The 12,927-nt window shown below is 60.9% G+C and carries 12 protein-coding genes; 6 read left to right on the forward strand and 6 right to left on the reverse strand.

Annotation, left to right across the window (positions count from 1 at the left end; genetic code table 11):
* Positions 1 to 5 precede the first annotated feature (5 nt).
* A complete protein-coding gene (gene mazG / locus HDC30_RS19030) occupies positions 6 to 839 on the forward strand; it encodes a nucleoside triphosphate pyrophosphohydrolase (protein WP_135296352.1) in 834 nt (277 codons plus the stop codon).
* 26 nt (positions 840 to 865) lie between these two features.
* Positions 866 to 1,408, forward strand: a complete 543-nt coding sequence (locus HDC30_RS19035; protein WP_007968960.1) for a DUF2058 domain-containing protein — start codon at positions 866 to 868, stop codon at positions 1,406 to 1,408.
* 70 nt (positions 1,409 to 1,478) lie between these two features.
* Here the strand turns inward: HDC30_RS19035 and HDC30_RS19040 are convergent, their stop codons facing one another.
* The 6 genes from HDC30_RS19040 to HDC30_RS19065 form a co-directional block, all read right to left on the reverse strand.
* Entirely contained in the window at positions 1,479 to 1,667 is a 189-nt protein-coding gene (locus HDC30_RS19040) for a hypothetical protein (RefSeq protein WP_183784386.1), read from the reverse strand.
* Positions 1,668 to 2,057: 390 nt separating this feature from the next.
* On the reverse strand, positions 2,058 to 3,278 hold the full coding sequence (gene fabB / locus HDC30_RS19045; RefSeq protein ID WP_007968959.1) for a beta-ketoacyl-ACP synthase I: 1,221 nt from the start codon (positions 3,276 to 3,278) through the stop codon (positions 2,058 to 2,060).
* Between the two features lie 11 nt (positions 3,279 to 3,289).
* Positions 3,290 to 3,805 carry a 3-hydroxyacyl-[acyl-carrier-protein] dehydratase FabA gene (gene fabA, locus HDC30_RS19050; protein ID WP_003227150.1) on the reverse strand — a complete coding sequence of 172 codons (516 nt, stop codon included), beginning with the start codon at positions 3,803 to 3,805 and terminating at the stop codon, positions 3,290 to 3,292.
* Between the two features lie 247 nt (positions 3,806 to 4,052).
* Positions 4,053 to 5,957 carry a response regulator gene (locus HDC30_RS19055; RefSeq protein WP_134787098.1) on the reverse strand — a complete coding sequence of 635 codons (1,905 nt, stop codon included), beginning with the start codon at positions 5,955 to 5,957 and terminating at the stop codon, positions 4,053 to 4,055.
* Positions 5,954 to 6,886, reverse strand: coding sequence for an ABC transporter substrate-binding protein (locus tag HDC30_RS19060; protein ID WP_183784388.1), 933 nt, complete (start codon positions 6,884 to 6,886; stop codon positions 5,954 to 5,956). Before HDC30_RS19060 ends, HDC30_RS19055 begins: the two co-directional genes overlap by 4 nt.
* 1 nt (position 6,887) lies before the next feature.
* Positions 6,888 to 9,011: a TonB-dependent receptor domain-containing protein gene (locus HDC30_RS19065; protein WP_183784390.1), complete on the reverse strand. Its 2,124-nt coding sequence runs from the start codon at positions 9,009 to 9,011 to the stop codon at positions 6,888 to 6,890.
* Between the two features lie 196 nt (positions 9,012 to 9,207).
* Between HDC30_RS19065 and HDC30_RS19070 the strand changes: the two genes are divergently transcribed.
* From HDC30_RS19070 to HDC30_RS19085, 4 genes are all read left to right on the forward strand, one after another.
* On the forward strand, positions 9,208 to 10,233 hold the full coding sequence (locus HDC30_RS19070; RefSeq protein ID WP_027612311.1) for an NAD(P)H-dependent glycerol-3-phosphate dehydrogenase: 1,026 nt from the start codon (positions 9,208 to 9,210) through the stop codon (positions 10,231 to 10,233).
* An 18-nt stretch (positions 10,234 to 10,251) separates the two neighbouring features.
* Entirely contained in the window at positions 10,252 to 10,599 is a 348-nt protein-coding gene (locus HDC30_RS19075; protein WP_007968953.1) for a DUF4389 domain-containing protein, read from the forward strand.
* Positions 10,596 to 11,048 carry a phosphohistidine phosphatase SixA gene (gene sixA, locus HDC30_RS19080; RefSeq protein WP_027612312.1) on the forward strand — a complete coding sequence of 151 codons (453 nt, stop codon included), beginning with the start codon at positions 10,596 to 10,598 and terminating at the stop codon, positions 11,046 to 11,048. Before HDC30_RS19075 ends, sixA begins: the two co-directional genes overlap by 4 nt.
* 203 nt (positions 11,049 to 11,251) lie before the next feature.
* Complete coding sequence (locus HDC30_RS19085; RefSeq protein WP_183784392.1) at positions 11,252 to 12,907, forward strand: AMP-binding protein; 1,656 nt, start codon at positions 11,252 to 11,254, stop codon at positions 12,905 to 12,907.
* The last annotated feature ends 20 nt before the right edge of the window (positions 12,908 to 12,927 follow it).

The raw sequence follows: 12,927 nt of genomic DNA on the forward strand, positions 1-12,927 counted from the left end.
GACAGATGTATTCACTTGAAGACCTGCTCCACCTGATGAACCGCCTGCGCGATCCGCAGTACGGTTGCCCGTGGGACATCAAGCAAACCTACGCGACCATCGTCCCGCACACCCTCGAAGAAGCCTACGAAGTGGCCGACGCCATCGAGCGGGGCGACTTCGATCACTTGCAGGGCGAACTGGGCGATCTGCTGTTTCAGGTGGTTTATTACAGCCAGTTGGCCAAGGAAGAAGGGCGCTTCGAATTCGCCGGGGTGATCGACAGCATCACTCGCAAGCTGATCCGCCGCCATCCGCACGTGTTCCCCACCGGCGATCTGTATGCGCCGCTGGACGTACCACGCTTGAGCGAAGAGCAGGTCAAGCAGCGCTGGGAAGAGATCAAGGCCGAAGAACGCGCCGAGAAATCCGCCGCGCCCGAGCAGCTGTCACTGCTCGATGATGTACCTGCCGCGCTGCCGGCACTGTCGCGTTCAGCCAAGTTGCAAAAGCGTGCCGGGCAGGTCGGTTTCGACTGGCCGGATGCGTTGCCGGTGCTGGACAAGGTGCGCGAAGAGCTCGATGAAGTGCTCGAAGCCATGTCCGAAAACGATCCGCAAGCGGTGGCCGACGAGATCGGCGATCTGCTGTTTTCCGTGGTCAATCTGGCCCGGCACCTGAAGGTCGATCCGGAAACCGCGCTGCGTGGCGCCAACGCCAAGTTTGAAAGACGTTTCCGTTTTATCGAACAGGCATTGCGCGACACCCGTCGTCCCATGGAAGATTGCACCCTCGAAGAGTTGGACGCCCTGTGGGGTGAAGCCAAACGTCAGGAAAAGAATTTGCCCAGCTGCGGCTGAGCCGTTGCCCAAGTGAGTAAGCATTAATGAGCCTTTCCCTTCGCGACCAGTTGCTCAAAGCAGGTCTGGTCAACCAAAAGCAGGCCAAGCAGGTCAGCAAAGACAAGCAGAAGCAACAGCGTCTGGCCCACAAAGGGCAGGCCGAGCTGGATGATTCGCAGCAGCGCGCCGCTCAGGAAGCCATGGCCGAGAAGGTCAAGCGCGACCAGGAACTGAACCGCCAGCAGCAGGAGAAGGCCGAGGCCAAGGCCCGTGCCGCGCAGGTCAAGCAGTTGATCGAAGTCTCGCGTCTGCCGAAGCTGACCACCGAGGACTACTACAACTTCGTCGACGACAAGAAGGTCAAGCGCATCTCGGTCAACACGCTGATGCGCAACAAGCTCAGCAGCGGCTCGCTGGCGATCGTGCACCATGCCGGCGGTTACGAGGTGATCCCGCGTGAAGCGGCCCTGAAGATCCAGGAGCGCGACCCGCAGCGTATCGTGCAGCTCAACGTGCAGACCGAAGAGGTCAATGCCGAGGACGATCCGTACGCGGCCTATCAGATTCCGGATGATCTGATGTGGTAAACCGATAAAGCTGTAATAACGACAAACCCCGCTCATGGCGGGGTTTGTCGTTTTCAATGCTGTGGTTGCTTCAGGCGGATTTCAGATCCCGCTGCTTTTCCTGCAGTTCCAATTCGGCCTTGTAATTGTGGGCGTCAATCTCGTTGTGGAACATGCCGACCAGCAAGTTTTGTTGATGCACATCCCAGATGCGGATACCGGCGGCTACGCCTTCGTGGGACATGTGTGAATCGTCGCGTTCAGTTACTTTTACAGTCATCTGCTAGCTCCAAATCTCAAGTTATCTGCAGCAAGGCGTGTGCAGGACTCTTTTATATGATTTGTTAGCTTGCTAAGTAAACGCTTGATTTGCGCAAGGTGTTGTTGCGGTTTTTGCAACAGTGCTGCAGCCCGCGTAATCCGCGACATTCGGTCGCAGGGTGCAAGGTTTCATGACAGAAGTTTCATTTTCAGAAGCTCAGCAAGTCCACTTGTGGGAGCGAGCCTGCTCGCGAATTCGGTGGGTCAGGTGATGAGAGGGTGGCTGGAATATCGCATTCGCGAGCAGGCTCGCTCCCACAGGGTTTTACGGTTAACTGCCATTTATTTCAGGCAAAAAAACGCCCCGAACCAGTCGGGGCGTTTTCATGTGTGGCTCTGCAGCGGGGGCTTACTTGCCTTCCCAGCGCTTGAGCACCAGCGTGGCGTTGGTGCCGCCGAAGCCGAAGCTGTTGCTCATCACGGTGTTGATGGTGGCGTTTTCGCGGGTCTTGGTCAGCACCGGCAGATCGGCCACTTCAGGATCCAGTTCGTCGATGTTGGCGGAGCCGGCGATGAAGTTGCCTTCCATCATCAGCATGCAGTAGATCGCTTCGTGAACGCCGGCGGCGCCCAGGGAGTGACCGGACAGGCTCTTGGTCGAGCTGATCGCAGGAGCCTTGTCGCCGAACACTTCACGCACACCTTTCATTTCCGCGACGTCGCCGACCGGAGTCGAGGTGCCGTGGGTGTTCAGGTAGTCGATCGGGGTGTCGACGGTGGACATTGCCATCTGCATGCAGCGGATCGCGCCTTCGCCACTTGGGGCAACCATGTCGTAGCCGTCGGACGTTGCGCCGTAGCCAACGATTTCGGCGTAGATCTTGGCACCACGGGCCAGAGCGTGTTCCAGCTCTTCAACCACGACCATGCCGCCACCGCCAGCGATGACGAAACCGTCACGGTCGGCGTCGTAGGCGCGGGAGGCTTGTTCCGGGGTGTCGTTGCGCTTGCTGGACAGGGCGCCCATCGCGTCGAACAGGAACGACTGGCTCCAGTGCTCTTCTTCACCGCCACCGGCGAAGACGATGTCCTGCTTGCCCATCTGGATCTGTTCCATGGCGGTACCGATGCAGTGAGCACTGGTGGCGCAGGCAGAAGCGATGGAGTAGTTCAGGCCCTTGATCTTGAACGGCGTGGCCAGGCACGCGGAAACGGTGCTGCTCATGGTCCGCGTTACACGGTATGGGCCAACGCGTTTCACGCCTTTCTCGCGCAGGATGTCCAGCGCTTCCATCTGGTTCAGAGTCGACGCGCCGCCCGAGCCGGCGATCAGGCCGGTACGCGGGTTGGACACTTGCTCTTCGGTCAGGCCGGAGTCAGTGATCGCGTCTTTCATGGCCAGGTAGGCGTAAGCCGCTGCGTGGCCGACGAAACGATAGATCTTGCGATCGATCAGCTCTTCAAGGTTGAGGTCGATGGAGCCGGAAACCTGGCTACGCAGACCCATTTCAGCATATTCCGGGTTGAACCGGATGCCAGGGCGGCTTGCACGCAGGTTAGCGGAGACGGTCTCTTTGTCATTGCCCAGGCACGAAACAATGCCCAGACCAGTGATAACGACGCGGCGCATGCGAATAACCCTTAGAAGTTGTCAGTGGAGGTGAACACGCCGACGCGAAGGCCTTCGGCGGTGTAGATTTCGCGACCGTCGACAGTCACCGAACCGTCGGCGATGGCCAGGTTCAGCTTGCCCTTGAGGACGCGTTTGATATGAATGTTGTAGGTGACTTTCTTGGCGGTCGGCAGGACCTGGCCGAAGAATTTCACTTCGCCCGAACCCAGCGCACGGCCACGGCCCGGCAGGCCTTGCCAGCCCAGGAAGAAGCCGACCAGTTGCCACATGGCGTCCAGACCCAGGCAGCCCGGCATCACCGGATCGCCCTCGAAGTGGCACGCGAAGAACCACAGGTCAGGGTTGATATCCAGCTCGGCGACCAATTCACCTTTGCCGTACTTGCCGCCTTCTTCGCTGATCAGGGTGATGCGATCCACCATCAGCATGTTCGGGGCGGGCAGTTGCGCGTTACCTGGGCCGAACAGCTCACCGCGACTGCAGCGCAGCAGGTCTTCCCGAGTAAAGGCGTTTTGTTTGGTCATGCGAGCTCCTCAATAATCCCATGCGGCAGGTGGGGCAAATCTTCCCGGCCGATCGACGCGTTCATGCCTCGTACCGGCAGCCTACTCATAGACTATTGCGTTGTGGTGAAAGTCACAGCACCAAGGACATGAATGTACACTTGTGCACTGAAATTTTTATTCAAGCCTCTTTTGAGGCTCGTTCGGGTGCCTAAGACTGCCGCACTTTCGCTTTTCACGCCAGTCGCAGATGGTCGAAAAACCGTCACTACTGCACCCAGCGCTGCAGAATCTGTTGTAGGTCATTGCGTTTGAACGGCTTGGCCAGGTAATCGTTCATGCCCGCCGACAGACAGGTTTCGCGGTCGCCCTGCAAGGCGTTGGCGGTCAGCGCGATGATCGGCACCTCGCGGCGTCCGGGCAGTTGACGGATCTGCCGAGTCGCCTCGTAACCGTCGATGATCGGCAGGCGGCAGTCCATCAGAATCACTTCGAAATCATTGCCTTCGGCGCTGCGCACCGCTTGCGCACCATCGGTGGCGACGCTGACGGTAAAGCCCAGGCTTCGCAGCATGGCTTCGATGACCGTCTGGTTGACCGGGTTGTCCTCCACCAGCAACACATTGCGCCCCTCACCATGCCCGTTGCCATTGGCTGCACGCGGTGCCGCCAGTTGCGGCAACGTCTGCTTATATAAGGCCAGCGGGATTTCCAGAGTGAACACCGACCCCAGGCCTTCTTCGCTTTGCGCGCGCAACGTCCCGCCCATGCGTTCGGCCAGGGTGCGGGCGATCGGCAAGCCGAGGCCGGTGCCGCCATAGCGCCGGGAAATCGAACTGTCGGCCTGCTGGAACGCATTGAACATCAACTCCAGACTTTCCGAGGAGATACCGATGCCACTGTCGCGCACCGAACAGGTGAACCACAGCAACTCGTGATCCAGCGACTGCCACTGCGCCTCGATGCTGACCCGGCCACGCTCGGTGAACTTCAATGCGTTGCCCACCAGATTGACCAGAATCTGCCGGATCCGCGTCGGATCGCCCTGCACCTGCAAGGCGCGCATGTCCTCGGGGATCCGCAGGTTCAGGTCTAGGCCACGCTGCACCGCGCTGTGCTGGAACGACTGGGCGCAAGCGCCGATCAGGTCGGCGAGGTTGAACGGGATGTGCTCCAGTTCCAGCTCCGAGCGTTCGATCCGCGAGAAGTCGAGGATGTCATTGATGACTTTCAGCAGATGTTCGGTGGACTCCGAAGCAAGCGCCGCGTACTCGATCTGCTCCTCGGTCATGTCCGTGGTTTCCAGCAACTGCAACATGCCCAGCACGCCGTTCATGGGGGTGCGCAGTTCGTGGCTCATCATCGCCAGGAAGTCGGATTTGGCGTTGTTGGCCTTTTCCGCTTCTTCGCGGGTCTGGATCAGTTGCGCCATCGCCTGATGCTGTTCGCGGCTGGCCTGTTCCAGTGCCTGGGCAAGGTTGTTGATGTGCTGCGACAGGGCGCCCAACTCGGTGTCATCGACGATCGGCAGCGGAGTCTTGTAGTCGCCTTGCTGAATCGCCTTGACCGCGTTGCCAATATCGCGGATGGGCGCCGACAGACTGCCGGCCAGACGCCGCGCCAGAACAAACGTGAAGAGCAGGGCAAACAACGCCAGAATCCCGGCCTTGAGCAGAATTTCCTGCTGGCGCTGACTGAAGGCATCGTTGGACAGACCGACGATCACCCGGCCCAGATAGTCTTCGCTGGTCACGTTGTTGCTGGCTTTGGCGTCGTGGAAAAAATCGCTGTTGAGGGCGATCCGTTGCAGGCGCACCGGGGCCTGGAACACCTCGACCTGATGCGGGCGGTTGTGCGCGTCGGCGGCTTGCTCAACGTAGGCGAGAATCCGGTTGGCGCTGTCCTGCACTTCCAGAAAGCGCACGTTCGGTGTGGCCAGGGTCGCTTTGAGCAGGCTTTCCAGCACTTCGTTGTTGCCGGAAATCACCCCGTACTCGGTGGCGGGCGCCAGTTGATTGGCGATCAGTTGCCCGGTGTGATTGAGCTCCTGCCGTAAATCCTGAATTCGCACGAAGGTAAAGAAACTGATCAGCAGCAGCGTGAGCAGCAGGGCCGGGCCGAGGCTGATCAATTGCGTGCGGGTGTTGATGTCCCAGCGGCGACGCAGATTCATGGGTGGCTTTCTCCTTCAGCCAACTGGCGGGCTACAGACGCTTCATCGATTGGCTCGATACCCAGGGAACGAGCGACCTGCACATTACTTGAGACCTTGAAACGATCGGGGTAAAGCGTGCGCGGCCACGTCGCCGGCGGGCGATCGAGCAACTGGTCAAGGATCGCCAGCCAGTCGGGCTGATCGCTGTAAGTGCTGGCGAGGCTGCCGGCGCGCACGAACGCCGCGTTCGGCCCGACCAGCGCCACTTGCCGGGAGTAACTGCTGAGCAACAGGTTTTTCGCGGTTTTCGGGTTGTACAGATCGGGATCGTCGAGGCCCAGCAACACATCACTGTTTCTCAGCACGCTTTGCAACGGGCGACTGTCCTGGGTGTTGTCCCAACGCTGGCTGACGATTTGCAGATTCAGCGGCGCTGCGGCCTGATGCAGCTCCTTGAGCAGGAATTCGCTGTGTTGGTCGAACAGCACGCCGACCCGGCGCACCTGCGGCAGAATCCGTCGAATCAGTTGCAGTTGCCTCCCCAGCGGTGGATCGCTCCATAGCAGACTCAAGTGCGGCGGTTGTGCGCCACCCAGGCGTTGCCGCGCTTGCAATCGGCTGATGCGCAACACCAGCGTCGCCGGGCCCTGGGGCTCCTGCAGGCGCCAGTCGAGGCTGGGCAGGTCGAGCAGAATCATCCGCAGATTGCTCGGCAACTTGCCCGGCGCCGGCAGGCTGGCCAGCGGCTGGAACCGCACGTTGTCGGTGGGACGCAGCTCGCTCAGGGCCTGGACGAAGGCTTGCACCCCGGGGCTTTCTTCGGCGCCGGTCAACAGAATATCGGCCGCTTGCACCGCCACGCCGTGCAGCCACGCGGTCAAAAACAGACAGACACCCGCCAGCCAGTGGCCAAGGGTTGGCGTCTTGTTTGCCGTGGCGTAGCGCACCCTAGAACTCCAGCTCGGCGCTGAAGTACAGCACCCGGCGTTCGTCGTAATTATTGTCGACGAAAGTGGTCGGCTGGTTGTCGAGCCGCTGTTGCAGCACGCCGGCCAATTGCAGTTGCGCCTTGCCCAGCGGGATGCGTTTGACGATGCGCGTGTCGACGCGCTCGAAGCGGTAGCCGTTGAGCGCGTTGTCGCCGTAATAGAACAGCGCGCTGTTCCAGCCGTGGCCCCAATCACGCAGCCAGCCGGCAGAACCGCTGTTGCGCGAGGTGAATTGTTGATCCAGCGGATTGCTCGCTTCGGCGTCGACGAAAGCGTAAGTGAAGCGCAGGCGATCGATCATGCTCAGGCGCCAGTCGAGCCGGATTTCGCTGCCGCGAAAGCGTGAGCTGTTGGCGTTGCTGGCGATGTACTGGTTGTTACGCAGCGGCTCGCTGATCATCCCGGTGATTTCGTCGTAGAACAGCTTCACGTCCACGGCCAGCCCCAGCTCTGCGAAATAGCCGTTGTAGCCCAGTTCGCGCGAGCGCATGTGTTCCTGATCGAGATTGCCCGGGCCACGGGTTTTGACGAAGTAGCGCGCCGAAGACTGGCCATAGGCAGACGGTCGCAGGTTGCTCACCTGATAGCTCCAGTTGACGTTGTTCTCGAACATGTCCGGCGAGCGGATCGCTTCCGAGTACACCGCGCGCAGGCCATGGCGCGGGTTGATCAGGTAGTTGACGGCGAATCGCGGCGTCAGCGAACTGCCGATCAATTGGGTGTTTTCGAACATGGCGCCACCCTGCAACAGCCAGTGTTCACTGGCGCGCCACTCCAGTTGGCCGAACGCGCGCCAGGTGGTGTCGTCCAGCGTGCCGTTGAAGTAGGTCTCGGAGTCGGCCCGGTCGTAACGATAGTTCAGGCCGCTGACCAGTCGCAGGTTGTCGGACAGACTGAGGGTGTCCTGCAATTCGAGGTCGTAGCGTGATTCGCGGGCGCTTTGGTCGATGTCGCCACACAGGGTCTGGCTGGCACCGTTGCGCCACTGATTCAGCACCTGATTGGCGAGGGCCATTTCCTGCGAGGTTCCGGCTTCCGGACCGGGGCCGGTGAAGCGGGTGATGTTGCGCGCCAGGCGTTCGGTGTAGTTCGGGTTGAGTTGCCACAGTTGGGTCAGTTGCGGGCTGAACGACACTTCGGCATCGCAGGCGCGCCACACTTGCTGGCGATCCCAGTGCTGGGCCGAACCCTGTATATAAAGGCTGTGTTCGGGATTGATGTCGAGATTCCAGCGCAGCGAGCCGGCGTAATCCTTGGCGATCACGTCGGAATTGTTCCCGGCAGCGGTAATCCCCGAGAACACCGGGTGGTAGGTGTAGGGCCGCTGGTTACTGCCGTCCTTCGCGTTGATTTGCCAGTCGAGGCTCTGGTTGTCGCTCAGGGTCTGGCTGACGGCGAGGCTGAAGCGGTTCAAGCGGCGGCTGTCACGGTAATCGGCGCCGGTGCGGTCGCTGTCAAAACCGTCGTCTTCCTGGCCGGACAACGACAGACGCAGGTCACCGCCATTCCAGCCGGTGCCCTGGCTGGCATAGAAATCGTTGATACCGCGCTGGCCTCGGGTGACCTTCAGGCGCGTGCCGTGGCTGTCCGCCGGGTTGCGGGTGATGATGTTGACCACCGCCATCAGCGCGTTGGCGCCGTAGCTGACGGTGTTCGGCCCACGGAAAACCTCGATGCGCTCGATGTCTTCCATGGCCACCGGAATGTCACTCCAGTCCACCGTGGCCAGGCCTGCGCGGTACACCGAGCGGCCATCGATCAGCACCTGCATGCGCCGCGCTTCACTGGCATTGGTTCCGTGATAGTTGACCGCCGCCTGATTGCCGCTGATGTTGCCGACCATCATCCCCGGCACCAGTCGCAGCAACTCGCTGATGTCCCGCGCGCCGCTGGCGTTGATCAGCTCACTGTCAAGTACGGTCATGCTCCCCGGCACTTCCGCCGGCGTCTGTTTCAGGCGCGTAGCCGTCAGCACCTGCGGCAGCGTTTCGCTGTCGACAAACAGGTCGTCCGCCTGCAACACCGGGCTGAACAGCAGCGCCAGCAGCAGTGACGAACGCGAGGGGGGAGAGCCAAAAGACACGGCACGGCCTTGATCGCAAAGAATTGGCGCGCATGTTAACCGAGGACAGTGACTTTTCCAGTCACGATGCGGGCATTTTCCTCGGCTTTATTGGTCTTCTTCCTACAAGTGTCGGTAATTGACGCAGGGGCTGGCCGCGCTCCGGTCGCCCCGTATAATGCCGGCATCGCCACTGGTATGGATTAACGGATTGCATATGACTGAACAGCGCCCGATTGCGGTCCTGGGAGGCGGAAGTTTTGGTACCGCCGTGGCCAATCTTTTGGCCGAGAACGGCCATCAAGTCCGGCAGTGGATGCGTGACCCCGAGCAGGCCGAGGCCATCCGGGTCAACCGCGAGAACCCGCGTTACCTCAAAGGCATCAAGATTCTGCCGGGAGTGACTGCGGTCACTGACCTGCAGGCCACCCTCGACGCCTGCGAGTTGTGCTTCGTTGCGCTGCCCTCGAGCGCATTGCGCACGGTGCTGGCCGCCCACGCCGAGCGCCTGAGCGGCAAGATGCTGGTCAGCCTGACCAAGGGCATCGAAGCCCACACCTTCAAACTGATGAGCCAGATCCTCGAAGAAATCGCCCCGCAGGCGCGTATTGGTGTGCTGTCCGGGCCGAACCTTGCGCGGGAGATCGCCGAGCACGCGCTGACCGCCACCGTGGTCGCCAGCGAAGACGAAGAACTCTGCAAAGCGGTACAGGCTGCGTTGCATGGTCGCACCTTCCGCGTTTACGCCAGTGCTGACCGTTTCGGCGTCGAGCTGGGTGGGGCGTTGAAAAACGTTTACGCGATCATCGCCGGCATGGCGGTGGCGCTGGAGATGGGCGAGAACACCAAGAGCATGCTGATCACTCGCGCCCTGGCCGAGATGACCCGGTTCGCGGTGAACCAGGGTGCCAACCCGATGACTTTCCTCGGTCTGGCCGGGGTCGGTGATCTGATCGTCACCTGCTCGTCGCCGAAGAGCCGCAACTACCAGGTCGGGTTTGCTCTCGGTCAGGGCTTGAGCCTTGATGAAGCGGTGTCGCGTCTGGGCGAAGTCGCCGAAGGCGTGAACACCCTGAAGGTGCTCAAGGCCAAGTCCCAGGAGGTTGGCGTGTACATGCCGCTGGTCGCCGGGCTGCATGCGATTCTGTTTGAAGGACGCACGCTGGAGCAGGTGATCGGTCTACTGATGCGTGCCGAACCGAAAACCGACGTCGACTTTATTTCCACCAGCGGTTTCAACTGATTCAACAGGAAGCGAGCCATGAACGATCCGAAAACCGAAGCCAAGTACGAATCCATTCTCCTGCGCGTGCTGTGGATGATCGTCTACGTGCTGGTCTGGCAAGTGGCGCAGTTCATCCTCGGCGCCGTGGTGCTGGTGCAACTGATCTATCGTTTGATTTACGGCGCGCCGAGCGCCAGCCTGATGAATTTCGGCGACAGCCTGAGCCAGTTCCTCGCGCAGATCGGCCGCTTCGGCAGCTTTCACAGCGACCAGAAACCCTGGCCGTTTGCCGACTGGCCAACCCCGCGTGCCCCGGAAGGCGAAGCGCCGCACGCCGTGCCGCCAGCGCCGCATCCGGCCCGCGATGAGGAACCCAAGCTATGAAACTCTGGGTGTTGCGTCACGGCGAGGCGGTGCCTTACGGCTCGTGCCCTGACTCCGAGCGGGCGTTGACCGAACACGGTCGCAAAGAAGCGTTGAGCAGTGCCGCGCAATTGATCGGCCAGCCACTGACGGCGATCTACGCCAGCCCTTATCTGCGTGCGCAACAGACCGCACAGATTGTCCGCGAGGCGCTGGGGTTCGAGCCGGAGATCCGCACGGTCGATTGGCTGAAGCCAGAGAGCGATCCGGACAAGGTCACCGATCAACTGGTGTCGGTGAGCAATGTGCTGCTGGTCAGCCATAACCCGTTGGTGGGCAACCTGCTGAGCTATCTGCAGCACGGCGCCGGGCATCCGCCGGAGAAGGTCGGCACTGCCGGTCTGGCTGAGCTGGAAAGCCCTGAGCTGCTGATCGGCTCGATGACCCTCAACAGCCTCAAGCACCCCTGACACTGATTCCTTGTGGGAGCGGGCTTGCTCGCGAATGCGCTGTGTCAGTCACTGTAAATGTCACTGATAGACCGCATTCGCGAGCAAGCCCGCTCCCACAGGGCCCTCATTTTCAGTTGAAATTATTTGTTTGAATTTTCCAACCAAGCACTTGCTTGGTTGACTACGCTTGCTCCAGACCCAAAAAAACAGGAGCGAGTCGCATGTCTGCCGCCTTCCGTTTGCCGCTGGACGTGTTCTACGAGCGTGAGGCCCGGCACCCGCGCCAGCGTTTTCTGGTGCAGCCCATCGGCGGCGGGCAGGTCGAGACCCTGACCTGGGCCGACGTCGGTCATCAAGCGCGTTGTGCCGCGCACTGGCTGCGCGCCCGGGAATTACCGCAGGGCAGCCATATCGCGCTGATCTCGAAAAACTGCGCGCACTGGATCATTGCCGATCTGGCGATCTGGATGGCCGGGCACGTCTCGGTGCCGCTGTATCCCAACCTCACCGCCGACTCGGTGAATCAGGTGCTGACGCATTCGGAAAGTGTGCTGGCGTTCATTGGCAAACTCGATGACTGGCCGGGCATGTCCGTCGGTGTGCCGGCGGATTTGCCGACCATCAGCCTGCCGCTGCACCCGCCCGGCGAATTCGATTTCAGTTGGGATGACCTGCAAAAAAGCTCGCCGATCCAGGACGATCCGCGTCCTGCGGCGGAGCAACTGGCAACCATCATCTACACCTCCGGCACCACCGGGTTGCCCAAAGGCGTGATGCACAGTTTTGCCAATCTGGGGTTCGCCACGACTCGCGGCACGCAACTGTTCGGGCTTAACGAGCAAGACCGGCTGCTGTCGTACCTGCCGCTGTGCCATGTCGCCGAACGCATGTTCGTTGAGCTGGCCTCGATCTACACCGGGCAGACCGTGTTCTTTGCCGAAAGCCTCGACACCTTCATCACCGACCTGCAGCGGGCGCGGCCCACGGCGATGTTCGGCGTGCCGCGGATCTGGACCAAATTCCAGATGGGCGTGTACGGCAAGATTCCGGCCAAGCGCCTGGATTTCCTGCTTGGCCTGCCATTCATTGGCAAGCGAGTCGGGCACAAGGTGTTGGCGGGGCTGGGTCTGGATGCCTTGCGCGTGGCGCTGTCCGGTGCGGCACCGGTGCCGCAGACCTTGCTCAGTTGGTATCAGAAACTCGGCCTCGATGTGCTGGAGGTGTATGGCATGACCGAGAGTTGCGGCTATTCGCACATCTGCCTGCCGGGTCAGTACAAGCAAGGCTGGATCGGCAAGCCGTGCCCGGAGGTCGAGGTGCGCATCGACGAGTCCGGTGAGGTGCTGGTGCGCAGTCAGGCGAACATGCTTGGCTATTTCAAGGAGCCGCAGAAAACCGCCGAGACCCTCACCGAGGACGGCTTCCTGCGTACCGGCGACAAGGGTGAGCAGGATGCCGAGGGACGCTTGCGGCTGACCGGCCGGCTCAAGGAAATCTTCAAGACCAGCAAAGGCAAATACGTCGCCCCGGCCCCGATTGAAAACCGGCTGGCAGTGCACTCACGGATCGAACAGGTCTGTGTGGTCGGCGATGGCCTGAGTGCGCCGCTGGGCTTGTGCGTACTGTCGACGGTCAATCAGGAGGAGGGGCGGGCCAGCCTGCATTCGAGCCTGGAAAAACTGCTCGAAGAGGTCAACGCCGTGCTCGACAAGCACGAGCGCCTGCGGCGGCTGGTGGTGGTGAAAGACAGTTGGGCGGTGGAAAACGGTTTTCTCACGCCGACCTTGAAGATCAAACGCAATGTCATCGAAGACACCTATGGCGCGCGGTTTGAAGAATGGAGCGCGCGCAGCGAGGCGGTGCTGTGGCAGGATTGAGTGACCACCAAAACAACAAA

Origin of the sequence: Pseudomonas sp. JAI115 (assembly GCF_014200835.1) — a bacterium.
GTDB lineage: Bacteria > Pseudomonadota > Gammaproteobacteria > Pseudomonadales > Pseudomonadaceae > Aquipseudomonas > Aquipseudomonas putida_A.

Coding starts and splice junctions, on each gene's coding strand:
- HDC30_RS19085 (WP_183784392.1), top strand. CDS start 11,252: ATGTCTGCCGCCTTCCGTTTGCCGCTGGACGTGTTCTACGAGCGTGAG.
- HDC30_RS19070 (WP_027612311.1), top strand. CDS start 9,208: ATGACTGAACAGCGCCCGATTGCGGTCCTGGGAGGCGGAAGTTTTGGT.
- HDC30_RS19055 (WP_134787098.1), bottom strand. CDS start 5,957: ATGAATCTGCGTCGCCGCTGGGACATCAACACCCGCACGCAATTGATC.
- HDC30_RS19075 (WP_007968953.1), top strand. CDS start 10,252: ATGAACGATCCGAAAACCGAAGCCAAGTACGAATCCATTCTCCTGCGC.
- mazG (WP_135296352.1), top strand. CDS start 6: ATGTATTCACTTGAAGACCTGCTCCACCTGATGAACCGCCTGCGCGAT.
- sixA (WP_027612312.1), top strand. CDS start 10,596: ATGAAACTCTGGGTGTTGCGTCACGGCGAGGCGGTGCCTTACGGCTCG.
- fabB (WP_007968959.1), bottom strand. CDS start 3,278: ATGCGCCGCGTCGTTATCACTGGTCTGGGCATTGTTTCGTGCCTGGGC.
- HDC30_RS19040 (WP_183784386.1), bottom strand. CDS start 1,667: ATGACTGTAAAAGTAACTGAACGCGACGATTCACACATGTCCCACGAA.
- fabA (WP_003227150.1), bottom strand. CDS start 3,805: ATGACCAAACAAAACGCCTTTACTCGGGAAGACCTGCTGCGCTGCAGT.
- HDC30_RS19035 (WP_007968960.1), top strand. CDS start 866: ATGAGCCTTTCCCTTCGCGACCAGTTGCTCAAAGCAGGTCTGGTCAAC.